We start from the raw sequence: 22,201 nt of genomic DNA, 5'->3' as shown, positions 1-22,201 counted from the left end.
ATCATCTGCGAAGCGGACACTGCAGATGGCCTGATTTCGGGGCGATGGATTGCCGGTTCAAGCCCGGCCATGACGACTTCTGACGGGTAGGTGGCTGTCCGCGACCCTATACCCGCATCGGCATCAGCACGTAGAGCGCGCCCTTGGAATCCTTGTCCTGCACCAGCGTCGGCGAACCTGGATCGGCGAGCTTCAGCACCGCGGCCTCGCCCTCGATCTGCGCGGCGATGTCCAGCAGGTAGCGCGAATTGAACCCGATATCGAGCGGCTCGGACGCGTATTCGACCTCGAGTTCTTCGGTGGCGCTGCCGGAATCCGGATTGGTCACGGACAGGACGAGTTTGCCCGCCGACAGCGCCAGCTTCACCGCGCGTCCGCGCTCGCTGGAAATCGTCGACACCCGATCGACCGCCGCCTCGAAATCCTTTTTGTCGACGACAAGTTCCTTGTCGTTGTTCTGCGGGATGACGCGGCCGTAATCGGGGAAGGTGCCGTCGATCAGTTTCGACGTCAGCACCACATTGCCGATGGTGAAGCGGATCTTGCCCTGCGACAGCTCGATGCCGACTTCCGCCTCGTTGTCCTCGATCAGCCGCTGCACCTCGCCGACCGTCTTGCGCGGAATGATGACGCCGGGCATTCCCGTGGCGCCCTTCGGCAGCGGAAGGTCGATCTGCGCCAGGCGATGACCGTCGGTCGCAACGCCGCGCAGCGTTGCGCTCTTGGCGCTGCCTGCGCTGTGCAGGTAAATGCCATTAAGATAGTAGCGGGTTTCCTCGGTCGAGATCGCAAACTGGGTGCGGTCGATCAGCCGCTTCACGTCGGCGGCGGCGAGCGTGAAGGAATGCTTCATTTCGCCGGCGGCGAGATCGGGAAAATCGTTTTCCGGCAGGGTCTGCAAGGTGAAGCGCGAACGTCCGGCACGGATGGCCAGCACCGAACGGTCGCCGTCACCTTCCAGCACGATCTGCGCGCCGTCGGGCAGTTTGCGGACGATGTCGTAGAACATATGCGCCGGAACGGTTGTCGAGCCGCCGGTTCCGGTTTCCGCGGCGAGCGTTTCGGTCACTTCGAGATCGAGATCGGTGGCTTTCAGCGACAGCCTGGCGTTTTCGGCGCGGACCAGCACGTTTCCCAGAATCGGGATCGTGTTCCGGCGTTCGACCACCCTATGCACATGGCCCAGCGATTTCAGCAGTTGCGCGCGTTCGACGGTGACCTTCATTGCAAATCCGTCCGATCAGTTCACGTTTTGAAAATGCCGCGGAAAGCCGCAGCACGTAAACCCCGAGTTCAAGGCCGATTTGCTCAAATCTGGCGGGACCGCAAGGTGACGCGGAAGCGCGCCCGGCGCAAGCCTTGGCTTGCCCGGGTTTTAGCTTTTTCCCATATTTTGGCGGAAATTCTCCCGCCGTGCCTTATTCCTGAAGCTGGCGTTTCAGCAGTTCGACCTCGTCGGACAGGGTCGCGTCCTTTGACACCAGCGCCTCGATCTTGCGCACGGCATGCAGCACGGTGGTGTGGTCGCGCCCCCCGAAACGGCGGCCGATCTCTGGCAGCGAACGCAGGGTCAGCGTCTTCGCCAGATACATCGCCACCTGCCGCGGCCGCACCACGTTCGCGGTCCGGCGTGAGGACAGAAGATCGGAACGGCTGACATTGTACTGCCGGGCGACCACGCGCTGGATGTCCTCGATCTTGATCCGCCTCGGCTCCTGCGGGCGGATCAGGTCGCGGACCTCGCGCTCCGCCATCTCCAGCGTCACCGGCTGGGCGTTGAGCTTGCTGTGCGCCAGCAGGCGGTTGATCGCGCCTTCGAGATCGCGGCCATTATGCGTGATCGCCTTGGCGAGATAATCGAGCACCGGCTCCGGCACGTCGAAACTCGCATGATGAACCCGTGCGGCGTCGACGCGCGATCTGAGGATGCCGAGCCGCAGGTCTTCGCCGAGCGAGCCCATTTCGACCACGAGGCCGCCGGCAAGCCGGGAGCGCACGCGATCGTCGAGGCTTTCCAGGTCGGACGGCGGCCGGTCGGCAGCGATCACGACCTGACGGCCGGCGTCGATCAGCGCGTTCAGCGTGTGGCAGAACTCGGCCTGGGTCGATTTGCCTTGCAGGAACTGCAAGTCGTCGATCACCAGAACGTCGATGCCGCGAAGCGCTTCCTTGAAGGCGAGCGCGGTCTGCGTCTTGAGCGCGGCGACGAAGCCGTACATGAACTTCTCGGCGGTCAGATAGAGCACCTTGCGCTCGGTGCCGGCGTTGCCGGCCCAGGTGACGGCTTGCAGCAGATGGGTTTTGCCGAGGCCCACGCCGGCGTGAATGTAGAGCGGATTGAACATGACGCTGTCGCCGCGCCGCCCCTCCGCCACCTGACGCGCCGCGGCGTGGGCGAGCGTGTTCGAGCGGCCGGTGACGAAGCTTGCGAAGGTCAGCCGCGGATCGAGCGGCGAACCGCCGAGGGCGTCGTGATTGGCTGACGCCGGTACGGTCGCAACCGTCTTCAATTCAACGCTGGCGCGACCGTTGCTTTGATCCGCATGGCGCTGATCGGCTATCGGCATCTCTTTGGCGGGCGCGGCGCAGCGCAGGGCCGAGCGCACCATCAGGTCGATCCGGTTAACGTCGGGCAGTTCGGCCCGCCAGCATGCGAGAACCCGCTCGGCATAATGTGCCTGAATCCAGCTCTTCAGGAACCTGGTCGGCACCGACAGACGGACGCTTTCCCCATGTACGCTCTCCAGATCCATCCTCGCGAACCAGCTCGAATAGATGTCCTCTCCGACGGTCGTGCGCAATCGGCCCTTCACCCGCGACCAGCGCTCCTGTTCTATATCTGACATTTTTTATGGTTACTTTTCTGATTGAATAAGATTGCGATGCGACCGCTCTCCTGGGAGGCGTCGCGCGTCTTGTCTTGTTCCTCCGGCGTGTCTCGTTTCAGCCATGGCCGATCGTTCGGCCGAGTACCGCAAGCGGGTTCAGATGGCGGGAAACGAAACGAACGCGAGGTCAGCAGCGACTGGACAGGCTGCCCGGAGGCTGCGTGGGAGAGCGCAGCAAAGCGGTCGCGCTCGTGAGAATATCAGTGAAATAATAGAATGAATGAAAATCGGTGGTGTTGTTTTTGTTTGACATAAAACCCCCTCCTCGCTGCGATGGACCGCGCCGAGATGTCCTCTTACATCTATTTCAAAACTAGTCTGCGACACCCGACGTCAAGGTCGGGACCGCTACGCGTACTCTAACTCACCAGTTCAACCCGTCCGCTTTCTGCGGATATGCGGCTTGGCCTGAGCGTATCTCTCCTGTTTGACAGCGTTGGAAGTAAACGCCGCGATTGAGAAATTTCGACACAGAACATCCGTTCTCATGTTGCTATGAGTTGCCATTCGCCATCACATGGAAAGCTTCGCTAACGTACATATCGCCGCCGATATGCGCGCCCACCCAAGGTTCTCTAATCCGCACTATGTGAAGAGCCGTGAGTGCCGCGAGCCACCAAAGAAATACACGACACCCCAATTCTCGCAACGGCTTTCACGTCGCGGCTGCGTCGCACAAATCGAATGCGTGTCAGCGATGCGGTGCGCGCTCGATAGGTGCGGCAGCAACGTTTTGAATCTTCGCGCGGATTCGATGTCGTTGCCACAGTGTTACAAATTCGCATCGCGGTCCAAAATATTTTAAGAAGCCGTAAACGGGGGGATGCGCCGGCTCGTTTTGGAAGTGCTTCATTACACTATGTGGATAAGTGATTAGCGACGCGCATTTTTTTCTGGCTGTTTTTGCGGGTAACCCGTGCAGGCTGTGTTCCCGCAGCCGCCGCGCTCGCGGTTATATGCGCGCGGCAGCATTGGATATGACAGTGGCGTGTTGGCGCGAAGCTGACATTCGGCCTGACGGACGTGTCGGTCGGCGGAAAGCAAGTCGAATTCAACCGCATGGTTTTGTCTCAGGCGGTATGAGACTCAATCGTCGTTGAATTGGCATGCAGGCTTCATGCCGAATATTCCGCGTCATGGTCCATGACGCCGATCAAAAGTGTGTCATCGCGTGAATGTGCCGTCCTTTGACAGGCGAGGTGGCCGTGACGCATTGCGCGCTCGTCGCATGTTCCGGCTTGATACCTGCGACGAGCGCGCAAAAAACGATGAGCGCACAAAAAAGGCCCGGCAAATCGCCGGGCCTTTTGCTGAAACTCTTTTGACCGGACCGGGGCGTGCTGACGCGCGGCCTCTGGATCAGATTATTTGGCGAGTTTGGCGATTCGATGCGTGAGTCGCGAGACCTTGCGGCTCGCACTGTTCTTGTGAATGATGTTTCGCTGGCCGGCCCGCATCAACTCCGGCTCCGCGCGCTTCATCGCCTGGATCGCGGCGTCACGGTCGCCTTTCGCGATTGCTTCCTCGACGATCCGGATCGAGCCGCGCATCAGGGTCCGTCGCGACTTGTTGACGGCGGTGCGTCGGGTGATCTTGCGCGTCGCTTTCTTGGCGGAGGTCGTATTGGCCATGGTCTCGACGTATCCTTCGGCAGTGTCTCACTGCGAGGACCGGCCTGTGGCGCCGGCCATTCGATTGCACGAGTGAGCCTGAATGTGTTTCCGGTCGTTCCTGAAAATGCCACCCTCGAAGCGAACTGATTCGCGAGGTGCCTTTCTAACGAACAGCGGCGGCGGGATCGTCCCGCCGCCATTGGCGGTCTTATAGAGGCCATGTTTTCGGACGTCAACGCCTACCTCCTGGGGCATGCGCGGCAGGAGGGCTTTTCGAGCCTTTTGACCGCTGCCGAGGTTGAATTTCCCACGTTCGACAGTTAAGGGCCGGCTTCCGATCCGGCAGCTAAAGGAAGAGGTGACGGCATGATCCGCGGGATTTTTCGCCTGATTGGGCTGCTGCTGCTCGCGGGCGGTTTCGTTTTTCTGATCTATGACGGCGCGCGCTCGATCGCCGACCAGACGCTGCGGTTGACCAAGCTCGGAGAATTCTGGAACGACATTCATCAGGCCAGTCAACAGGCGGCCCGCACCCATATCGAGGCATCGGCGCCCTGGCTGTGGGATCTCATCAAGCTGGTTCTGAACCAGCCGGCTTTTGCGGTGCTGGCGATTGCCGGCATCCTGCTGCTGCTGCTGTTCCGGCCGCGGCGACCCCTGATCGGCTATTCCCGGGATTGAATGAGGGTAAACCATCAATATCGTCTGCGCGGCACCCACCGTGCGCGGTGCTTACGTGAGCCCGGTTCTGCCGGAAGGATGCCCCACGGCGAGTTCAGGGGTCCTACCCCTGAGTTGCGAGAAAAGGGGACCGCGGAAAGGATCGCGAGAAGCACTTAATGCCATTTGGGATCAGGAACTGGCGGGTTCCGGTCTGCGCGCCTTGCTGTCGACCTTATGGCGCAACTCCCTTTTCCGGTTATTAGCCCGACAGGACGATCCTGCTCCAGGTGCGGTCCGGCCACCGAGGCAGTCCCGCGCCACTTCCCGTCCCGCCGCTTGCGAAGCAGCCGCTTGCAAACCTCACGGGGAGCCGTTAGCTATGGCCCGCCTTCGAGACGCCTGTCTTCGAACGCAGTCGCTGTTCGCCTACCCGCGATTTCCGCGACAACGCGCCCGTAGCTCAGCTGGATAGAGCACCAGACTACGAATCTGGGGGTCAGGAGTTCGAATCTCTTCGGGCGCGCCAAAGAACACCGATAGCCCTCGTCAGCAGTGCGATATAGCCGCCGATTGCCGCGGAAACCGCGTCCGGGCAAAGAGCGGGGAATAGCCAACGGGCAAAAATGCGTAGAAACGGCGGCGTGAGGCGGTACAAAAGTTCAAATCGCTTCCGGTAGAATGACGGACTTGGTCGTCAGTGGGCAGGCGGATGCTGCAATTCAACATTGCCATGACTACGCTTGGGCAACTGCGACCGCAGACGATTGCCGTATGACTCAAAATCTATCGACTCCGCCGACCAATATATTCCCACTCGTATTCCGTTAAACGCGATTGCGCGCATACAGCGTTGTCTTAAAAAATATCTCGTTGAAATTCGTCTGTTTACAAAACTTGCGATATTTGGATAGCACCGTCCCTTGTTGTCAATAAAACTGAAGGCATCTCGCTTACGCATGCAATGATTGTTTCAGCCCGATTGCTTGCCGCGATTGCCTGAAAGGAGGCCTCTATGTTCATATGCACGCCCGTCGCCGAAATACCGGAATCGGGTTTCGGCTGCATTTGTCATAGTCCGGCTTTCGCCCGGCTGAATGCTTTGGTCGAGCAGAAATTCTCGCGCCGATCATTCCTGTCGTGCGCTGCCGCCGCTGGCGCGACATTGGCGTTCTGGCCGAAGGAAGCGTCTGCCGGCATTCCCGCTGAACCGACCAAGCCAATCGCCTTCACCAATATCAAGTTGTTCGATGGGAAATCGAATAAGCTCATCGAGGGCAAGCGCATCGTCGTCGAGGGCAACAAGATCAAGAGTGTCGAAGCGGTATCGGCTTCGGCACCCGAGGGTGTCAACGTGATCGACGGCGGTGGCCGCACGCTCATGCCCGGTCTGATCGATTGCCATTGGCATACGACCATGGCAGCGATTCCCATGTTGGATCTGCTGACTGCCGATGTCGGCTATATTAATCTGGTCGCGGCCGAAGAGGCAAACAAGACGCTGATGCGAGGCTTCACCAGCGTCCGTGACATGGCCGGACCATCCTTCGGATTGAAACGCGCCATCGACAGCGGCCTCAATCCCGGTCCACGCATCTGGCCGTCGGGTGCGATGATCTCGCAGACCTCGGGTCACGGCGACTTTCGTCTCCCTTATGAAGTCCCTGCACCGATGGATGGGCCGCTCTCGCATGGCGATGCCATCGGAGGCGGATCCATCGCCGATGGTCCCGACCAGGTGATGAAGAGGGTTCGCGAGCAGTTGATGCACGGCGCGAGCCAGATCAAATTGGCGGCGGGTGGCGGTGTCGCCTCCAACTACGATCCGATCGATGTCAGCCAATATACCGAGGCCGAATTCCGCGCTGCCGTCGATTGTGCCGAGAACTGGGGCACCTATGTCGCCGTTCATGCCTATACGCCGCGCGCCATCCAGACGGCGATCCGCGGTGGTGTGCGCTGCATCGACCACGGCCAGTTGATGGATGAGGAGACGGCAAGGATCATGGCCGATAAGGGGATATGGTTATCCTCGCAAGCCTTTATTCAGAACGAGTTCGCCAACCCTTACCCGGAGGGAACAGCAAACCGTGAAAAGCAGAAAATCATGTTCGCCGGCACCGACACCGCCTATGGTCTGGCGAAGAAGTACAAACTCAAGACGGCCTGGGGCACGGACATTCTATCCGACCCGACAATGACCAAACATCAGGGGGCCATCCTCGCCACGATGTCGCGCTGGTACTCGAATGACGAGATCCTCACCATGGCGACCAGTACGAATGCTGCGTTGCTGGCGATGTCCGGCCCGCGCAATCCCTATCCGGGCAAGGTCGGCGTGATTGAAGCGGGCTTCAGGATGTGATCGCGTCGAAAATGACCAAAGAGCACTTCTTCCCGAAATGGCTTAATGACAGTGTATGGCTACCCCGGCCACGACGGATCGGTTTTTCGTTAAACGCAAACCGCTTTAGCCCCCGACACGCTTCAGCTCCGCGACCAGCCGGTCCAGTGCGTCGGACAGCATCGGCCCGCCGCATACCGTGAGATCTTCGGGAATCACGAGGCGCCGCGACGGCGGATAAAGCTTTTCGAGCGCCGGATGCAGCAGCAGCGCGCTGCCCTCGTCCTCGGCGATGTCGCGGCTGTCGGATATCAGGATGAAGTCCGGCTGATCAGCCACGATGGCTTCGAGCGTGGCAAATCCGCTGGAGTGGCTGCTGAGGCCGGACGCGGCATTCGACAGTCCGGTGATCGAGAGCAATGCGCTGGTGATGCTGTCGTCGCCCGAAACCCAGCCGCGTCGCGACAGCGCCAGCACCCGATAGGGCTTGCGTGCCACCGCTTGCCTCGCGCGGGCGATCGCGGCATCGAGACGCGCGACCTGGGCTTCCGCGCGATCCGGATGCCCGACGAGACCGCCCATCCGGCGAATCTGCTCCTTCACGTCGTCGATCGATCTTGCGATATCGAACTCGGTGACCCTCATTCCTTGCCGTTTCAGCAACTCGCGCGTCGCACGCTTCATATAGAGGCCCGCGACGACCACGTCCGGCTTGAGCGTCAGCACGTCTTCCGCCTCGCCGGACAGCCGCCGATATGTCCGCGCCTCGGCTGCCGCCCAGGAGCGCGCGGCATCCTGCGAATAAGGGCTGAGGCCGACGATCTGGGCGGGATCGGCAAGCGTCATCAAAAACTGATCGGTGCAGACGTTGATCGAGGCGACGCGCGGCAGACCGGCGGCCTGCGCCTGCGCTGCAAGGGTCAATGTCAGGACGGCCGCGGCAAGGCCGATGCCTCTTCGTCCGGTGAGGCCGACGCGGTTCGCCTCGCAAAGACGATGCAACCGCGTGACAGGCGGCATCGCGATCACGCTTCCGACCATGGCACGATGACAGTTTCGCATTGATAGTCGGCCCGATAGGTCCTGACGCGAAAAATAGTCTCGATGATTGTCTCCGAAAGCGCGGTCGCGGGCGCCCCCTGCGACACCAGACGCCCGTCGGAGAGCACGAGAGCGATATCCGCAAACCGCGCGGCGAGCCCGAGATCGTGCGTCACCACGATGACGAGCGTTCCGTTATCGGCCGCGGCCCGCAGCCTGGTCATGACCTCGATCTGATAGCGCGGATCGAGCGACGCGGTTGGCTCGTCGGCCAGCAGAATTGGAGCTTCCACGGCCAGCACCCGCGCCAGCGCCACCCGGCTGCGCTCGCCGCCGGACAATTCCGTTACCGGGCGGTCGCTCAAACCGGTCACGTCGGTCGCCTGCATCGCCCGCATCACCGCCGCGGCATCCGTCCCGGTCAACCGCGCCGGATCGACAGCGCCATGCGGGTAGCGCCCGAGCGCCACGATGTCGCGCGCCGGCAGCGGCCAGTGCATCTGGTGGCCCTGCGGCAGGTAGGCGAAACGGCGCGCGCGCGCATTGAGGGCGAGCGAGGACAGCGCATCGCCGCAGACCTCGATCGTTCCGTCCGATGGCAGGAGGCCCGCCAACGCCCGCAGCAACGTGGTCTTGCCGGCGCCGTTCGGCCCGACCAGCGCGGCAAGGCACCCGCGCGGGAGCGCCAGCGAAATGTCGCGCAGGACAACCCGCTTTCCGAGACTCACCGACAGCGACGACGCGACGAGAATGGCGGCTTCGCTCATGCGAGGCCTCCGCCCAGCGCGCGACGCTCGCGCACGATCAGATACAGGAAGAACGGCACGCCGATCAGCGCGGTCAGCACGCCCACCTTGATGTCCGATGTCGATGGAATGAGGCGCACCGCGATATCGGCCGCGAGCAGCAGCGCAGCGCCGGTCAGCGCGCTCGGCACCATCAGCCGCGCCGGGTCGTAACCGATCAGGGGACGCATCAGATGCGGCGCGACCAGGCCGATGAAGCCGATGGCGCCCGCGACAGCCACCGCGCCGCCGACGCCGAGCGCGACGCCGAGGATCGCCCACAGCCGCAACCGGCCGACATCGACGCCGAGGCTTTGCGCGGATTCCTCGCCGAGACTGAGCGCGCGAAACGCATGGCGCTGGCTCATCAGGATCGCGGCTCCCGCGACGATGAACGGCAGTGCCAGCGTTACATGGCGAAAGCTGCGGTCTTCCAGCGAGCCCAGCAGCCAGAACGCGATCTCCAGCGCCGCGAAGGGATTGCGCGACAGGTTCATGGTCAGCGACGTCGCAGCTCCCGCAAGCGAGGAGATCGCAAGCCCCGCAAGGATCAGGATCAGCAGGCTGGCATTGCGTCCCGCGATCGCAAGCAGCACGAACACGGACGCGAATGCGGCGATGATGGCGGCGACCGGGAGCGCGAAGGACCGCACGTCGATCCCTCCAAGGGCGATGACCAGCACCGCGCCGAATGCCGCCGCCTGCGGCGCGCCGAACAGCGAGGGCGATGCCAGGGGATTGCGCAGCAGGCCCTGCAGGGCCGCTCCCGACAAACCGAGAATGGCGCCGATCGCGAGCCCGAGAATCGCGCGCGGCAACCGGATGTCCTGCACGATGATCCGCTGGACCTCGCTGCCGCCGCCGAACAGGGCCTCGAGAACGGCGACCGGCGACAATTTCACGGGACCAACACCCAATGACATCAGCGTCAGCACCGCGACGCCCGCACACAATGCGACCGTCACGACCGCTCGCCGGCGGGCCGCGATATCGTGCGTTACCATGTGGCGTTGGAAACGCGGCAAATCATCGGACCGGGTCCGGTGGCACAGTTCGGGAAACCCAAAATTCGGGAGACCATGACGACCCTTTCCGCCGACCCACCGTCGAACGCGCCAGAGTCTGGTTCAACAGCGTTGAAACAGAATCTCGCCTTTTCCTTTGATCGAGCATGATCTTAGCCGAAAACCGGTTGCCACTTTTCGGGATCATGCTCCGGAAGGCGTTACCGGCCGGTCTCCTGGCTTGCGGCCGTTGTCCGAATCCGCTCCTCACATGCGCGGCATGTTCAGCAGCGGAATGGACGCGGATGGCCGCTTACAGTTGCGGGGGCAGCCGCGGCGTTGGGGCCATATCCCCGCACCGCGTTCCCGTTTCACCTCCCTCGGGAGGCACCGATGACGCCGCAAACAAGCACAGCGGAACCAGCCGTGCAAGCCGCGAACGCATTCCTGCATTGGCGCGAAATCAGCGAGCTGCAATCCCGTCAGAGCCGCGCGAGGTAACGCGGCAGCTCCTGCTCGAATTCAGGGAAGTAGCGTGAAATCACGGAAATATCGAAGCGCGCCAGGATCGACTCCTTGGGCTCCCGGTCGAGCAGGAAGTGGAAAGCGGCCTCGACGCAGCGCTCGGGCGTGTGCTTGCCGGCTGTCAGCTGCTTGGCCTTGGCGTCAGACATCGTGACGCGGTGGCGGCTCTCGCCGTTTCCCTCGCGGATCACGGCCTCGAACTCGCTCTCGCCGACGCGCTGAACCTTGATCATAGGCGCTCCATTCAGCAGCCGGCCGGCATGGCGGTTCGTTATTGCTGCACCATATCCTGCCCCCCGCCGTCCCGGAATCGTTGGCTACGGGCGGGCCCAGGGGACCGGAAAGGATGTTCAAACGCCGGCACCTGGACATATTCCATCCGAACGGCGCGATATTTGAAAGGAATCTTTGAAACAACGGCTATGCAGGACGTTATTGATCGATCCTCGGGATATGTTATCGGAAAGGTGCTCGCCGTGCAGGGCAGCAAACCAAATTTCATTTATCGCGGCTAGAGGAAGATCAATGATCGAAGATGATGAATTCAATGGCTTCGTGATCAGCTCGCTGCGCCGGGCCCTGGAACACGGCGCTGAGGCTTTTAGTCGATTGACGCAAAAAGACGATTCGTTTCTTCGCGAAAGTTTTGCGCGTTGCAGTATCGTGTTTGCCTTGTGGCCCGATGCCCAGGCAAAATGCGGCTTTGCCATGATGCCCATCAAGCGCGAAGCGCCGTCGGATCCGCTCAACGTGAAGGGCGAGGTGATGCCGTGCCCGAGCAGAGAGGCCGCATTTGCATTGCAGGAGCGGTTTGGCGATCCGTCGTTGAAAGACGAATTCCAGCACTTCTCGGTCGACGGCGAGATTCCGTTTCCCAATCGTTTGAACTGAAAACGGCCTAAAAAAACGGTCCCGTCTTGCAAAAGACGGGACCGTCTGGTCGACAATCCTTAAAAGACCGCCCCGCACGAGCGGGGAGCGGATTCTGGAATTGCGAACCCTTCGGGACGCGGAAGCATCAATATAAAAGCATCAGTATAAAAGTCCGAGACCGATTGCCGCCAGAATTCCGAATCCAATGAGAAACGCCAGAAGACCAAAGCTGCCTGCGGCAAGGAATAGATTGTTAGTCGGTCCCTGCGGCATTCGATCCGGTTTGTCCATCTCATCCATATGAAAGTCTCCTCTCATTGAAAAGGCCCGCCGGGCTAAGCCGCGCAGCGGGCTGAGTTGGGTTCGGGGATTGCAGGGAGCAATCCCGTTCCACCCAGATAATGCGCGTGCGAAGAACGGGTTCCATAGGACATTCCCGAGCGGCGGGGTCCTCGAGCCCGCCCCGGAGTCCTTTCCGCTTCTGACGCAATCAGAAGCGGGGCTCTATGATTTTGATTTGACGCGTTTTCTTCACGCGAACCGGAGCCCATCCCCAGGTCAAGGCCTGGGACATGCTCGGCTTGAAAACGCTATAAACTCCGCTGGCGTGGGTCGGGACGTCGCCGACCGTCCCGGGTGAAGGACGCAACCTGCTCGCTGGTCAGGTCCCCTTCTCGACCGCGTGATCAGTCACGAGCGGAGGAATTTTGCGGCTGTCCCCTGCCAGTTCTTCGCGTGTGACGCACATGAATTCGTCCGGTCCGCAGCCCCACCGGTTGGCTGACGCCAGCGCATACGTCCGGCTTCAAGGATCAGGACTGTTCCAACGCGCGCCGTTCGCCGTTGTCTGCAAGTTTCATCCAGTCGCGCGCCATTTCCAACCAGGCCTGCTTATCGGCATCGTCCCGGGCACTCTCTGCCTCTTGGCGGCAGGTTTCGGCTCGCGCGCGATACCTCGCAATATCGTCGGCGGTTATGGTCACTTGGGTTTTCGAAGCTGGGATGAATTGACCCAGTTATCAAACTGGGAGGCCTCCTCGGCCTGCGTGACTTTCTTGAGCAGCGCGTCCTTTTCCGGACCCGGATTGAGTTTGTCCGCCTGCTCGCGGACCTTGCTGGCCCAAAAGGCCAGTCTATCGGGAAGGGTGGTGAGCTGCTTGTATCGGCGGCGCGGCTTGGCCATTTGGGGTTTCCGAGGTTGAGGAGAGCGAAGAGACGCCAGGTAGTGGGGGAAGGCTGCACAGGCCGGTCAGAGCCCCCGTCAACAGGATGAATCCTGTTATCGCGACGATGGTAAAAGCGCGTTCGACCCGGTCCATGGAATCGTGATACTCGCGCGAAAAGCGCGCGTCTGTCTGGTAGTAGACTCTGATGCCGGGACAGACGCCTCGATCAAACCGCCGAAGGTCGCGTCGGTTTTGATTCAAAGATTTCCGCGTAATGCGCATTGATCGCGGCATCACACTCGCAGGCGCGTTGCCGGATTCGGGGAAGGTCCAAGATGTGGATATGACCTCTCGAATACGTGATCATTTCGAGTTTTTGCAGATCCTGGGCGATCGCATTGACGCCGCCGCGCTGCACTCCCATCATCTGGGCGAGGAACTCCTGCGTTAAGTTCAGATCGTCGCCAACGAGACGTTGCATTCGCAGCAGCCATTTGCAGGCGCGATTGCTGACCGAGTGAGCCGCATTACACGCCGCCGTTTGCTGGACCTGCGCTAAAAAGAACTGCTCGTATCGCATCATCATGTCGCGAAGCTTCGGAACTTCCTGTGCCGCATGACGCAGTTTGTCCGAGTCGATGACGGAGGCATGCGCTGCGATTTGCATGATAACGAAATTGAGGGAAACCTTGTGATCGAGCGCGGCTCCGGCGCCGAATTGGCCATCTTTACCGATCATGCCGGACTCAATCGCTCCTCCGCCGATCAGTTCGACAACGCAGGAAATAATCCCGCCATGGGGAAAATAAACGTTTTCAATGTGCGCGGCTGCCTCGGCGAGGACGTGGCCGGTCTCCAACTGCATGATTCGCAGATGGGGTTCGATCGCAGCGAATGTGGGCTCGTCGAGCCTTGCCAATAAATCATTGTTGAAATGACTATTCGCCATAGCGCTTTCCTGAAATGGGCGGGAGCGCAATGGGCGTTCTCGTCACCAATGTTTTGCCTGCGAGGATAGGCCCTTAACGCATGAAGCAGGGATGAGGTTCTGTGCAGTTGTGTACATGACTCTAGTGTGGCGAGAATCATTACATCGCAGGACGCCGCCTCCGAAGAAGTCAGTAGTCCGATGACCCCGCTCGCGGATGATCGTCCCTGGGTCGTTCGCGCCGGTCCATCGTTTGTCGCAAACGGCCGGCGCAGGGCATTTGCGGAAGTCACGGTCATCACCAATATTCTGATGTCGCTCGTCATCAACCGGTCGGGCATGTTAGGCATGCCTGCAGATGAAGTCCTGGCCGCATTGGGCACGACATCGACGGGGCCGACACCACTCTGATCTCCAACTGCCGATGGGGAGAAATCGGATGACTCCCGCCAGATCCGGGCAGACAGCACTCAGGCCGCTTCTGGCGCTGAATTTCTTCATGGCCGACATGCAGGCCGGAATCGGTCCTTTTCTCGGCGTATTCCTGCTCGGTCACGGGTGGCAGAGCGGCTTGATTGGAACGGTCATGACAGCCGGCGGCGTCGCCGGCATGCTCATGACAACGCCGGCGGGCGCCCTGATCGACGCCACACGCAGCAAGAAACTGTTCGTCATCATTCCCGGCATTTGCACGGTTCTCGCGTCAGGCATCGTGCTGCTGTCGCAGGAGTTCTGGCTGGTGGCCGCGTCATAGATTGCGACCGCAATCGCGGGCGCCGCGATCGGACCGGCGGTAGCCGGCATTACGCTTGGCATTGTTCGCCAGGCCGGCTTCAATCGTCAGAACGGCCGCAACCAGGCTTTCAATCATGCCGGCAACATGGTGGGTGCCGGTCTCTCCGGATTGCTCGGCTGGCTTTACGGCTTCACGGCCGTGTTCTGGCTGGCCGCGGCTTTCGGCGTCCTCTCCATCGTTTCTGTGCTCATGATCCCGAGCGACTCCATCGACGATGACGCCGCTCGTGGGCTCGAGCATGAGGGTGGAGATGATGGCCACGCCAGCGGATTTCGGGTGCTGGTCGAGACGAAGCCGCTGCTGATCCTCGCAGCGGCCCTGCTTTTCTTCCATCTCGGGAACGCGGCTATGCTCCCGCTCTATGGGCTGGCCGTGGTCGCCGACAAGCATACCGATCCGGCAAGCTTCGTCGCCATGACGATCGTGATCGCGCAGGGCACGATGATCCTGACCTCGCTGGTCGCAATGCGAATGGCGGAGAAGGAAGGCTACTGGCTGGTCCTGTTGATGTCGTTCATTGCCCTGCCGATAAGAGGCGTCATCGCCGCGTGGTTGCTCAACAAGTGGGGCGTCTATCCGGTCCAGATCCTCGACGGCGTCGGGGCCGGCCTGCAGAGCGTAGCCGTACCTGGTCTCGTCGCGAGGATTCTCGACGGCACCGGACGGGTCAATGCCGGCCAGGGCGCTGTCATGACCGTTCAAGGCGTGGGTGCATCAATCAGCCCCGCGATCGGCGGCTGGATCGCCCAGGAGCTCGGCTATGGACCGATGTTCCTGATTCTTGGCGCCTTCGCCACCGTCTCGGTCGGGCTTTGGGTGATCTTCTCATCGCTGCTCAAGCCCGCCTGCGCCGGCAGGCCGGGACGTGCCACGCCTGCGCTTGCCGCGGCCGGCACGGCAGGGACCTGAGGGGCCATACCCCTGCGACCTTGAGGAATCCCCGAGAGCATCGATGTCTCTTCAAAATCTCCGAATGGACCTCATTGACATACTCTGGCCAGAAAACCGCTCTCGCATGAGGACTATCGATTCGTTATCCGATAACTGACCGAGAGGGAGCCTTGCGATGGAACTTCTCATTCCGCCTCGGCATCGAGAGCAATTTAGGACGCTCAAAGAGCACTACGCGACGGGCCCAACAAAAATTGGTCCCATCACATGGAATGGATACCTCAGGGTCCGCACAGACGATCAACGATTGATCGATGCGCTCAGGCACCAGTTGGACGCCCAGCCGCAGTAGCGCAATCGCAGCAACCTTTCCCGCTCTTTCGCGCAAACACGCTCCATAGCTTGTCGATAAGCGCTGCGACGATGTCGTGTGCTCAAACCGCCTAGCTATCTCTAGCGCTTATCTCGGGCAGCGAGAACGGCCGGTGCCGCGCATGCACAAAGCGCGATGCTGAATCCGAGCGATGTTGTCGAAGCTCAACCCTTTGGCGTTGCGGCGCGGTGCAACGCATTGAGCCAATTCGGCTCCGGTGTTTCTGGTGCCTATGTGACTCACCTCACGGTGCCCGCGAATGGAAGGCGTCATCATGCAGGTCATGGGAGACCAAGAGGTCCCATCCCAATGGAGGAGAAATCACCATGACTTGTGGAATGCGAGAGACGATTACGGTTAGATACTGGGGCGTATGCTGGAAGTGGGGTTTCATCCCCTATCCCTGCAGGAAGACGAAAACGGAGGTCAAATACCGGTACGACTTTCTCCCCTGGCGCACCAGGTTCAGTTGGTCGCCCTTCCGTCGCAGTTATGAGGGATGCTGCAACGGCACGCTCTTCGGATGGTCGTACTGGACCTGGTCGCCATTCGGTACGGGCAATGGTCCATGGATTACCTACCAGACGCTGACGTATTTCTCCGATTCGATGATCGGCTCGATTGGTTCTTGCCCGTTCAACAACGGTACGACCGCCGAGCCTGTATCGAAGGTGGCAGCCGGCTCGATCGCGCCGACTGAAGTTGCCGAGAAGCTCAAAGAGGATCGCGGCTGTTCGTGCGGCTAGGACCTTCCGAGCGCTCCTCACGAGGACGCAAACTCTGCCTGGTAACTCTGATCGACGCGGTCACCCGGAATGTCTCGCGACCCCGGGTGGCCCGTCGCATCAAGAGGGGGTTCGCACGCGCGCTCTTCACCCGGCCACGGCAGGGGCTTTGCGCCATAATATCGATTCTCAGGCGGAAATTCAGATTCCCGTGGTGAAGGACCGGTAAAGACCGGATGCCTCCGCTACCGGAAGCGAAAGAACTATGCCGCGCGGTCTCGTAATGCGACTTCCGCCTCGGCGTCCAGGTCATCGAGAACCGCCTCAAAGGCGACGATTGCGCTTTGGATCGAAGCGATTTCCGCAATCTGTTGCTCCGATATGGGACCGTGCTGTCCCATCAGCGCGATTATTAAGTCGCGACGCCGCTCCTTCAATTGAACAAGGGGTAATCCGTGGTCTTCGAGCACCGCGGGCATTGTAAAACCATCTCCAGCCGACGCCTGACCAATAGCTAAAAAGTGCTGAGACCAATTTTCACAGATGCATAAAATTATTTGGATCCGGCAATGATCGGATGCGCCTGCACGGAAACGTCGGGGGTTGGGTGGCGGAGCAGGGGGCTGGGCAGGCGGGCCCCTTTTGCGATCGAGAGCGAGGCGCCAGAGTTTGAACAGCCCCGGTGGAAGCTCGCTCTTGAGCGCGACTTGGACATAGGGTTCTGTCGCGCTTCGATCGCTGCCTGGATGCCCTTCTAGCTGCCGCCGCTGTACTCTGTGTTTCGTCGATACTGATGATCGTTCGGATCGATCATGTCTTTCCCTGCAGCCTTCCTGATTTCGCCTTCCCTGTCGGCCTGCTGCCCTGACGCCTGGTTCTGCTGATCCGGATTTTTCCGGCTCTGATCGGAGATCATCAAAGTCTTCCTTTGTCGCCCCTGCCAGTCGGTGACCACCGGCGGGCTGCGAAGGCGTTCTGACGAGAATGCCGCTCCACCGACCTCGGAGGCGGATGATCCTAAAAAGCTCAGGAACGCGACCAGCGAGATGGTTCCCATGATCACGATGACCAGGGCCCGTTCACTGTACGCTCGGAGATTATCATCGCTCATCTGCTTCTAACGCGGCCGCTCACAACCGGTTTCCGAATTAAAACCTTCGACGCAACCGGGGTCAACAATATTTCGGGCGGATCGCTCGATCAGGATGCAAAGAAGAAGACCGACAAGACGATGGAAGAGTTGACCAACGAGAAGAGAAAAGAGCTGGACAAAAATAAATAAAGTGGAGAATGGCGGCGACGAGAACATCAAAAGACGAGAACATCAAAATAAGAACCAATCAGATTCTGCCCCAGAACGTACCACGGGTGGTGAGAGCACCGCCAAGCCCCGACCGGCCTGGCGGTGTTTTGTAGGTCCCTTCAGTCATACAGGCCGTTTCCCGCAAAAGCATGCCACGACGCGCATCCGCGGATGATGGCAGGTGGCATCTATCTGGATCTCTGCAAGGTAGAAGATTTAGCCCATGCTTCGATCTCGCTCGCAGCTTCGGCTTTGCGCGCCTTCTCTAATAGCGCCTGACGTTCAGGTCCCGGATCCAACGTTTCAGCTTCATCACGTGCGTTTCGGGCGAACTCGCTCAGCCGGTCAGTTAACGTCGTCTTTCGGAGTTTGTCGAAACTCATGGAGTGCCCTTCACTCTTTCGAGTGCCTTTCTCCCCTTTGATTGAACAGCGGTGGACGTGCTCCGCGAACGCAATCTTTTCGCAGAACGCCGTTGCACAACATCCGTCCTGCGCTTTGGTTCCGTTCCGGCGCGGAACGGAATCTCATCATCCCGCGTTTATATACGGAATTGTTTGAGGCCTATTTGAAAGGAACATCCAATGATGCGCAAAGTTCGCCGACTGCTGGAATCAGCGCTGGGGCTGCTGATTCCCTCGCCGCCTCAGAAGCTCGTTCGGGCAGCTATCCGTCGTTCCCGAAAATAACCGGCATGCGAAATGGTCCCGGTTCTAATGAAGCAGGGACCATTTTGTTACTGCGTGCTCAGCGATACCCCGAGTATATGAGCCTTCGCCGCCGTTGCACCCGGGGTGCGCTTCAGCTTTTTTGCAATCTTCGCAACACCGGCCTTTTGTTTCGCAAGTAACTTGAGCGTCTTCACGTCGTCCCTGGTCCACTCGCGGCGGATGATCTTTGTCTTCCTGGACAAGTCAGCACTCCTCTTGATTGTTGGGAGCGCGGTTTACCACAGCTGGTCCGATGAGCAACGTCTGCTTGTCTCGCGGCGTGATTGACGGGGGCGCGCCGCGGCAGAACGTGACGGCCGTCGTATCACTGTTTCGTCTGTTCCAAGACGATCACCGCGCCGTCAGCGCCGGGTCGTGCGGCTTCAGGCTGCTGAATTTTCCATCGTTCCAGTTGGCGAGACTGACCACCGAGCCCATCCGGGCTTCCGCCGCCGCCACTGGCTCAGTCGATTCCAAAACCTTCAGGCCGCTCTCGTCAACGAAGAAGGTGTGATCGCCGAATAGCTCGCACAATTTCCGGGCGGCCGGATGGTCGTCAGGAAGAACCTGTGCGTCCATCTGGTTCAGGGTCTGTTGCACCTGCTTTGCATTGAGTTTCATGGCGGCTCCTGTGCCGGTTCGAAGGCTTTCCCTTGCCGTGCTTTATAAACGATGGCGTTTGATCAGGTTGTCCTCTTGGTAAACATGGTCAGGACGCCTTCCTTGTCGATATTGATGGCGACAACCTGTGCCGAGTTGCGGCCTTTTGCCTTGAGCGCGGACACGGCCTCCGGAATCGCCTCAAGCGAGGCCCGCAGGGATTTGATTTCCTCCTGCTTGGTATGCGAAACGAGGGCATCGACCTGTGAGCGTACGTCCGCTTTCAACTCTTCCACGTCGATAACCTGGATACTTCGAATTGCGACGCCTTCGTCGGACTTGGTCTGGGACTGTGAAGGCGCAGGTGAGGTTTGTGCGGCCGCCAAAGGCGATCCGGCTAAAAGCACGGCGAGGACTGCTGATAATGTAAACGTGCGCATGATCTGCTCCGGTTCAACTCGAGATGCGCATAAGATGTATCGTCGAAAAATGTCGAACGCCCGAGGTTTGTGCGGTCATTCGGTGAATCTGATATGACCACAATGTGCAAACGGAAATCTTCGGAGTTCTCCGAAAGCACGCGTCAAGGTGAGATAGACGAGTGGTAAGTCCGCATACGCTCCGCGATCGGGGAGGACGTGATCGCGAGTCTAGGCGCGCGCGCGTTCGTTGCGAATGGTCTGCAATTCCACCGGGCGATCGGGAATTGCGATCCGGAACGTCGCCCCGATGGTGCCTTCCACCAGATTGACGTCGCCGCCATGTGCGCGCACCAGTTCCGCCGCGATCGCAAGGCCGAGGCCGCTGCCGCCTGGACGCGCCGATCCCTGGAAGGCCTCGAACAGATGATTGCGCGCCTGTTGCGGGACGCCGGGCCCGGTATCGGAGATCTCGATGATCGTAACCGAACCTTCGCGTCGGCCTGTAATCCTGACCTGCCGGGCCGCGGCATCGCCTTGCGGCTGACTTTCCAGAGCCTGCGCCGCGTTGCGCACCAGATTGAGCAGAATGCGGAAAAGCTGATCTGGATCGGCATCGATGGTGAGGCCGCGCTCGATCGCGTTGATCCAGGTGATCGACCCTTCCGCGGCAAGTCCTGTTGACTCGCGCACCTCGTTGACGATCGGCTCGATCGCTATTTTCCGCCGGTCGGGCGCGGCCTCCTGCGCGCGACCGTAAGACAGTGTCGACTGGCAGAACGCGATGGCGCGCTCCAGCGAGCGCATCAGCTTCGGCGCGAACCGCTGCACCCGCGGATCGGGCACGCTGGCAAGCTGATCGGACAGCAATTGCGAGGACGCCAGCAGATTGCGCAGGTCGTGATTGATCTTCGACACCGCGAGGCCGAGCGCCGCGAGCCGGCTCTTCTGATGCAGCATCGACACGAGGTCGCGCTGCATGTCCGAGAGCTCTCGTTCGGCGACGCCGATTTCGTCGCCGCGCTGCGACGGCACGATGATCCGCGCCGAGCTCTCGGGATTTTGGTGGAAGCCCACGAGATTCGCGGTCAGACGCCGCATCGGGCGGACGAACAGATAGTGCAGCGCCAGATAGACCAGCGCCGCGGTGAGAACCGCGATCGTCAGCGAGACCAGCAACAGGTTGCGCGAAAAACGGTACATCGACTGGCGCAACGGCTCCTCGTCGGTGACGACTTCGATGAACTGCGCACCGCGCGGACCCGGTCCGATGATGCGGATCGCCTGGTTGCCGCTCTCCAGCATGGTTTCGAACGAACCCATAACGGCCGACCACGGCGTCATGGTGCGGATGTCGATGTCATGGTCGATCGCTGCCGGCAGATCCGCGCTGGCGAGCAGGCGGCGCTGCTGGCCCATCTTGATGGCGACCGCCCGCGCGCCGATGCTGCCGAGAATTTGCCGTGCGAGCGAATCGGGCACCGTGCCCGATGGCGCCGCGTCGAGCACCAGCGCGGCGGTATTCGCAGCCGCCAGGCGATCGTTGAGCCGGTTCATCCGGAAGTTGGCGATCGCGGGAACATAGATCAGGATTTCAGCGATCATCACCAGCGGGATCGTCAGCAGCAGGAGCTTGCCGGACAGGCCGAGCCGGCCGCGCAATGACAAACGCGCTGCCCGAACCCGGAGTTGTTCGATCGCCTGTGACACGGCTGCCCTCCGCAGACCTGCGGCAAACTGACAGTGACCCGCATTTGTCCCGAACCGCCGCCCGGGAAAACTGCTGAAACACGTAAATAATATAAACCCAATGCACGATTTGGCCAATTCGGCCAGCGCGGGGAAACGCTACAGGGCAAGATTGACGAAAAGAGGTCGCTCCCTTATAAGCCGCGCCAACTGTCCGCGATGGCCCGGCTTCAACCGGGGCGGCTCGTTCGGGCCGAAATTGGCCTGCTTCGGGTCGGCATTCCCGGGCTTAACCTCAATATCAGGCGACTTGCCCGGTCAGCGGAGACCCCCGTGAAACGGACTTATCAACCCAGCAAACTGGTGCGCAAGCGCCGCCACGGCTTTCGTGCCCGCCTCGCGACGACCGGCGGCCGCAAGGTTCTTGCCGCGCGGCGCGCACGCGGCCGCAAGCGCCTGAGCGCCTGAGCAAATCTCCCCGAGATTTCAACATGGAGCGGTTGAGGCAGCGGGCGGATTTCCTCGCCGTTGCCAACGGGCTGCGGGTGAACACTCCCGCCTTCGTGGTGCAAAATCGCAGCCGCGACGATGACGGCCCGATCAGGATCGGCTTCACGGTGACCAAGAAGAACGGCACCGCAACCGAGCGAAATCGCATCCGCCGCAGGCTTCGCGAATTGGTGAAGCGCGTGGGCGCCTTATCCATGCGACCGCACAGCGATTATGTGGTAATCGGCCGCCGTGCTGCGCTCGACCGCGGTTTCGCCGTCATGCTCGATGACCTGCGTTCGGCGTTCCGTCGCCTCGATCGCCAGCATCCAGGATGATGGCGGCGTCAAGATCGGCGGTATCAACGGCGAACCGAGCT

General features: G+C 60.6%; 27 protein-coding genes, 1 tRNA gene and 1 riboswitch. Of the genes, 10 read left to right on the top strand and 18 right to left on the bottom strand.

Annotated features, from left to right (window positions below):
- Positions 1–106: 106 nt before the first annotated feature.
- The 3 genes from dnaN to rpsT all read right to left on the bottom strand — a co-directional run bounded on the left by dnaN (position 107) and on the right by rpsT (position 4,519).
- Positions 107–1,225: a DNA polymerase III subunit beta gene (gene dnaN, locus ACS3WA_RS01240; protein ID WP_438276753.1), complete on the bottom strand. Its 1,119-nt coding sequence runs from the start codon at positions 1,223–1,225 to the stop codon at positions 107–109.
- A gap of 193 nt (positions 1,226–1,418) precedes the next feature.
- The gene (gene dnaA, locus ACS3WA_RS01235; RefSeq protein ID WP_438276752.1) at positions 1,419–2,846 is read right to left on the bottom strand and encodes a chromosomal replication initiator protein DnaA; all 1,428 of its coding nucleotides are present in this window, start codon (positions 2,844–2,846) and stop codon (positions 1,419–1,421) included.
- A 1,406-nt stretch (positions 2,847–4,252) separates the two neighbouring features.
- On the bottom strand, positions 4,253–4,519 hold the full coding sequence (rpsT, locus tag ACS3WA_RS01230) for a 30S ribosomal protein S20 (protein WP_438276751.1): 267 nt from the start codon (positions 4,517–4,519) through the stop codon (positions 4,253–4,255).
- Between the two features lie 348 nt (positions 4,520–4,867).
- On the opposite strand from rpsT, the gene ACS3WA_RS01225 reads away from it, so the two are divergent.
- From ACS3WA_RS01225 to ACS3WA_RS01215, 3 genes are all read left to right on the top strand, one after another.
- Positions 4,868–5,182: a hypothetical protein gene (locus tag ACS3WA_RS01225; protein ID WP_438276750.1), complete on the top strand. Its 315-nt coding sequence runs from the start codon at positions 4,868–4,870 to the stop codon at positions 5,180–5,182.
- 431 nt (positions 5,183–5,613) lie between these two features.
- A tRNA-Arg gene (locus tag ACS3WA_RS01220) sits at positions 5,614–5,690 on the top strand.
- 486 nt (positions 5,691–6,176) lie between these two features.
- Positions 6,177–7,526 carry an amidohydrolase family protein gene (locus ACS3WA_RS01215; RefSeq protein WP_438276749.1) on the top strand — a complete coding sequence of 450 codons (1,350 nt, stop codon included), beginning with the start codon at positions 6,177–6,179 and terminating at the stop codon, positions 7,524–7,526.
- A gap of 105 nt (positions 7,527–7,631) precedes the next feature.
- On the opposite strand, the gene ACS3WA_RS01210 is transcribed toward ACS3WA_RS01215, so the two are convergent.
- The 4 genes from ACS3WA_RS01210 to ACS3WA_RS01195 form a co-directional block, all read right to left on the bottom strand.
- Entirely contained in the window at positions 7,632–8,546 is a 915-nt protein-coding gene (locus ACS3WA_RS01210; RefSeq protein WP_438276748.1) for an ABC transporter substrate-binding protein, read from the bottom strand.
- Positions 8,531–9,313, bottom strand: a complete 783-nt coding sequence (locus ACS3WA_RS01205) for an ABC transporter ATP-binding protein (protein WP_438276747.1) — start codon at positions 9,311–9,313, stop codon at positions 8,531–8,533. The genes ACS3WA_RS01210 and ACS3WA_RS01205 overlap by 16 nt, the downstream gene beginning before the upstream one ends.
- Entirely contained in the window at positions 9,310–10,335 is a 1,026-nt protein-coding gene (locus tag ACS3WA_RS01200; protein ID WP_438276746.1) for a FecCD family ABC transporter permease, read from the bottom strand. The genes ACS3WA_RS01205 and ACS3WA_RS01200 overlap by 4 nt, the downstream gene beginning before the upstream one ends.
- 209 nt (positions 10,336–10,544) lie before the next feature.
- A riboswitch (cobalamin riboswitch) is annotated at positions 10,545–10,745 on the bottom strand.
- A 72-nt stretch (positions 10,746–10,817) separates the two neighbouring features.
- Positions 10,818–11,093, bottom strand: a complete 276-nt coding sequence (locus ACS3WA_RS01195) for a hypothetical protein (RefSeq protein WP_438276745.1) — start codon at positions 11,091–11,093, stop codon at positions 10,818–10,820.
- A gap of 292 nt (positions 11,094–11,385) precedes the next feature.
- Between ACS3WA_RS01195 and ACS3WA_RS01190 the strand changes: the two genes are divergently transcribed.
- A complete protein-coding gene (locus tag ACS3WA_RS01190; protein ID WP_438276744.1) occupies positions 11,386–11,751 on the top strand; it encodes a hypothetical protein in 366 nt (121 codons plus the stop codon).
- A 141-nt stretch (positions 11,752–11,892) separates the two neighbouring features.
- Here ACS3WA_RS01190 and ACS3WA_RS01185 read toward each other — a convergent pair whose 3' ends face one another.
- From ACS3WA_RS01185 to ACS3WA_RS01170, 4 genes are all read right to left on the bottom strand, one after another.
- Entirely contained in the window at positions 11,893–12,033 is a 141-nt protein-coding gene (locus ACS3WA_RS01185) for a hypothetical protein (RefSeq protein WP_438276743.1), read from the bottom strand.
- Positions 12,034–12,545: 512 nt separating this feature from the next.
- Positions 12,546–12,716 carry a hypothetical protein gene (locus ACS3WA_RS01180; RefSeq protein WP_438276742.1) on the bottom strand — a complete coding sequence of 57 codons (171 nt, stop codon included), beginning with the start codon at positions 12,714–12,716 and terminating at the stop codon, positions 12,546–12,548.
- Entirely contained in the window at positions 12,713–12,916 is a 204-nt protein-coding gene (locus ACS3WA_RS01175; RefSeq protein WP_438276741.1) for a hypothetical protein, read from the bottom strand. Before ACS3WA_RS01175 ends, ACS3WA_RS01180 begins: the two co-directional genes overlap by 4 nt.
- A 209-nt stretch (positions 12,917–13,125) precedes the next feature.
- Positions 13,126–13,848 (bottom strand): Crp/Fnr family transcriptional regulator, encoded by a 723-nt coding sequence (locus tag ACS3WA_RS01170; protein WP_438276740.1) that lies wholly within the window; start codon positions 13,846–13,848, stop codon positions 13,126–13,128.
- 180 nt (positions 13,849–14,028) lie between these two features.
- On the opposite strand from ACS3WA_RS01170, the gene ACS3WA_RS01165 reads away from it, so the two are divergent.
- The 4 genes from ACS3WA_RS01165 to ACS3WA_RS01150 all read left to right on the top strand — a co-directional run bounded on the left by ACS3WA_RS01165 (position 14,029) and on the right by ACS3WA_RS01150 (position 16,633).
- Entirely contained in the window at positions 14,029–14,238 is a 210-nt protein-coding gene (locus ACS3WA_RS01165) for a hypothetical protein (RefSeq protein WP_438276739.1), read from the top strand.
- 28 nt (positions 14,239–14,266) lie between these two features.
- Positions 14,267–14,581 (top strand): hypothetical protein, encoded by a 315-nt coding sequence (locus ACS3WA_RS01160; RefSeq protein ID WP_438276738.1) that lies wholly within the window; start codon positions 14,267–14,269, stop codon positions 14,579–14,581.
- Complete coding sequence (locus tag ACS3WA_RS01155; protein ID WP_438276976.1) at positions 14,582–15,532, top strand: MFS transporter; 951 nt, start codon at positions 14,582–14,584, stop codon at positions 15,530–15,532.
- A 693-nt stretch (positions 15,533–16,225) separates the two neighbouring features.
- On the top strand, positions 16,226–16,633 hold the full coding sequence (locus tag ACS3WA_RS01150; protein ID WP_438276737.1) for a hypothetical protein: 408 nt from the start codon (positions 16,226–16,228) through the stop codon (positions 16,631–16,633).
- Between the two features lie 242 nt (positions 16,634–16,875).
- On the opposite strand, the gene ACS3WA_RS01145 is transcribed toward ACS3WA_RS01150, so the two are convergent.
- The 7 genes from ACS3WA_RS01145 to ACS3WA_RS01115 all read right to left on the bottom strand — a co-directional run bounded on the left by ACS3WA_RS01145 (position 16,876) and on the right by ACS3WA_RS01115 (position 21,354).
- A complete protein-coding gene (locus tag ACS3WA_RS01145) occupies positions 16,876–17,091 on the bottom strand; it encodes a hypothetical protein (RefSeq protein WP_438276736.1) in 216 nt (71 codons plus the stop codon).
- Between the two features lie 275 nt (positions 17,092–17,366).
- Positions 17,367–17,723 carry a hypothetical protein gene (locus tag ACS3WA_RS01140; protein WP_438276735.1) on the bottom strand — a complete coding sequence of 119 codons (357 nt, stop codon included), beginning with the start codon at positions 17,721–17,723 and terminating at the stop codon, positions 17,367–17,369.
- A 380-nt stretch (positions 17,724–18,103) separates the two neighbouring features.
- Positions 18,104–18,298: a hypothetical protein gene (locus ACS3WA_RS01135; RefSeq protein WP_438276734.1), complete on the bottom strand. Its 195-nt coding sequence runs from the start codon at positions 18,296–18,298 to the stop codon at positions 18,104–18,106.
- A 353-nt stretch (positions 18,299–18,651) separates the two neighbouring features.
- On the bottom strand, positions 18,652–18,828 hold the full coding sequence (locus ACS3WA_RS01130; protein WP_438276733.1) for a hypothetical protein: 177 nt from the start codon (positions 18,826–18,828) through the stop codon (positions 18,652–18,654).
- A gap of 148 nt (positions 18,829–18,976) precedes the next feature.
- Complete coding sequence (locus tag ACS3WA_RS01125) at positions 18,977–19,246, bottom strand: hypothetical protein (protein WP_438276732.1); 270 nt, start codon at positions 19,244–19,246, stop codon at positions 18,977–18,979.
- A 62-nt stretch (positions 19,247–19,308) separates the two neighbouring features.
- On the bottom strand, positions 19,309–19,665 hold the full coding sequence (locus ACS3WA_RS01120) for a hypothetical protein (RefSeq protein WP_438276731.1): 357 nt from the start codon (positions 19,663–19,665) through the stop codon (positions 19,309–19,311).
- 210 nt (positions 19,666–19,875) lie between these two features.
- Entirely contained in the window at positions 19,876–21,354 is a 1,479-nt protein-coding gene (locus tag ACS3WA_RS01115) for an ATP-binding protein (RefSeq protein ID WP_438276730.1), read from the bottom strand.
- Positions 21,355–21,666: 312 nt separating this feature from the next.
- Here ACS3WA_RS01115 and rpmH point away from each other — a divergent pair, with 312 nt between their 5' ends.
- Positions 21,667–21,801: a 50S ribosomal protein L34 gene (gene rpmH / locus ACS3WA_RS01110; protein ID WP_006609582.1), complete on the top strand. Its 135-nt coding sequence runs from the start codon at positions 21,667–21,669 to the stop codon at positions 21,799–21,801.
- 23 nt (positions 21,802–21,824) lie between these two features.
- On the top strand, positions 21,825–22,160 hold the full coding sequence (gene rnpA, locus ACS3WA_RS01105; protein ID WP_438273891.1) for a ribonuclease P protein component: 336 nt from the start codon (positions 21,825–21,827) through the stop codon (positions 22,158–22,160).
- The last annotated feature ends 41 nt before the right edge of the window (positions 22,161–22,201 follow it).

Source organism: Nitrobacter sp. (assembly GCF_051535235.1).
Taxonomy (GTDB): domain Bacteria; phylum Pseudomonadota; class Alphaproteobacteria; order Rhizobiales; family Xanthobacteraceae; genus Nitrobacter.
This window is presented reverse-complemented; position numbering and strand designations above follow the sequence as displayed.

What these genes read in the sequence shown, in the direction of transcription:
- dnaN (WP_438276753.1), bottom strand. Translation starts at nt 1,225, where the DNA reads ATGAAGGTCACCGTCGAACGCGCGCAACTGCTGAAATCGCTGGGCCAT.
- dnaA (WP_438276752.1), bottom strand. Translation starts at nt 2,846, where the DNA reads ATGTCAGATATAGAACAGGAGCGCTGGTCGCGGGTGAAGGGCCGATTG.
- rpsT (WP_438276751.1), bottom strand. Translation starts at nt 4,519, where the DNA reads ATGGCCAATACGACCTCCGCCAAGAAAGCGACGCGCAAGATCACCCGA.
- ACS3WA_RS01225 (WP_438276750.1), top strand. Translation starts at nt 4,868, where the DNA reads ATGATCCGCGGGATTTTTCGCCTGATTGGGCTGCTGCTGCTCGCGGGC.
- ACS3WA_RS01215 (WP_438276749.1), top strand. Translation starts at nt 6,177, where the DNA reads ATGTTCATATGCACGCCCGTCGCCGAAATACCGGAATCGGGTTTCGGC.
- ACS3WA_RS01210 (WP_438276748.1), bottom strand. Translation starts at nt 8,546, where the DNA reads ATGGTCGGAAGCGTGATCGCGATGCCGCCTGTCACGCGGTTGCATCGT.
- ACS3WA_RS01205 (WP_438276747.1), bottom strand. Translation starts at nt 9,313, where the DNA reads ATGAGCGAAGCCGCCATTCTCGTCGCGTCGTCGCTGTCGGTGAGTCTC.
- ACS3WA_RS01200 (WP_438276746.1), bottom strand. Translation starts at nt 10,335, where the DNA reads ATGGTAACGCACGATATCGCGGCCCGCCGGCGAGCGGTCGTGACGGTC.
- ACS3WA_RS01195 (WP_438276745.1), bottom strand. Translation starts at nt 11,093, where the DNA reads ATGATCAAGGTTCAGCGCGTCGGCGAGAGCGAGTTCGAGGCCGTGATC.
- ACS3WA_RS01190 (WP_438276744.1), top strand. Translation starts at nt 11,386, where the DNA reads ATGATCGAAGATGATGAATTCAATGGCTTCGTGATCAGCTCGCTGCGC.
- ACS3WA_RS01185 (WP_438276743.1), bottom strand. Translation starts at nt 12,033, where the DNA reads ATGGATGAGATGGACAAACCGGATCGAATGCCGCAGGGACCGACTAAC.
- ACS3WA_RS01175 (WP_438276741.1), bottom strand. Translation starts at nt 12,916, where the DNA reads ATGGCCAAGCCGCGCCGCCGATACAAGCAGCTCACCACCCTTCCCGAT.
- ACS3WA_RS01170 (WP_438276740.1), bottom strand. Translation starts at nt 13,848, where the DNA reads ATGGCGAATAGTCATTTCAACAATGATTTATTGGCAAGGCTCGACGAG.
- ACS3WA_RS01165 (WP_438276739.1), top strand. Translation starts at nt 14,029, where the DNA reads ATGACCCCGCTCGCGGATGATCGTCCCTGGGTCGTTCGCGCCGGTCCA.
- ACS3WA_RS01160 (WP_438276738.1), top strand. Translation starts at nt 14,267, where the DNA reads ATGACTCCCGCCAGATCCGGGCAGACAGCACTCAGGCCGCTTCTGGCG.
- ACS3WA_RS01150 (WP_438276737.1), top strand. Translation starts at nt 16,226, where the DNA reads ATGCGAGAGACGATTACGGTTAGATACTGGGGCGTATGCTGGAAGTGG.
- ACS3WA_RS01145 (WP_438276736.1), bottom strand. Translation starts at nt 17,091, where the DNA reads ATGCCCGCGGTGCTCGAAGACCACGGATTACCCCTTGTTCAATTGAAG.
- ACS3WA_RS01140 (WP_438276735.1), bottom strand. Translation starts at nt 17,723, where the DNA reads ATGAGCGATGATAATCTCCGAGCGTACAGTGAACGGGCCCTGGTCATC.
- ACS3WA_RS01135 (WP_438276734.1), bottom strand. Translation starts at nt 18,298, where the DNA reads ATGAGTTTCGACAAACTCCGAAAGACGACGTTAACTGACCGGCTGAGC.
- ACS3WA_RS01125 (WP_438276732.1), bottom strand. Translation starts at nt 19,246, where the DNA reads ATGAAACTCAATGCAAAGCAGGTGCAACAGACCCTGAACCAGATGGAC.
- ACS3WA_RS01120 (WP_438276731.1), bottom strand. Translation starts at nt 19,665, where the DNA reads ATGCGCACGTTTACATTATCAGCAGTCCTCGCCGTGCTTTTAGCCGGA.
- rnpA (WP_438273891.1), top strand. Translation starts at nt 21,825, where the DNA reads ATGGAGCGGTTGAGGCAGCGGGCGGATTTCCTCGCCGTTGCCAACGGG.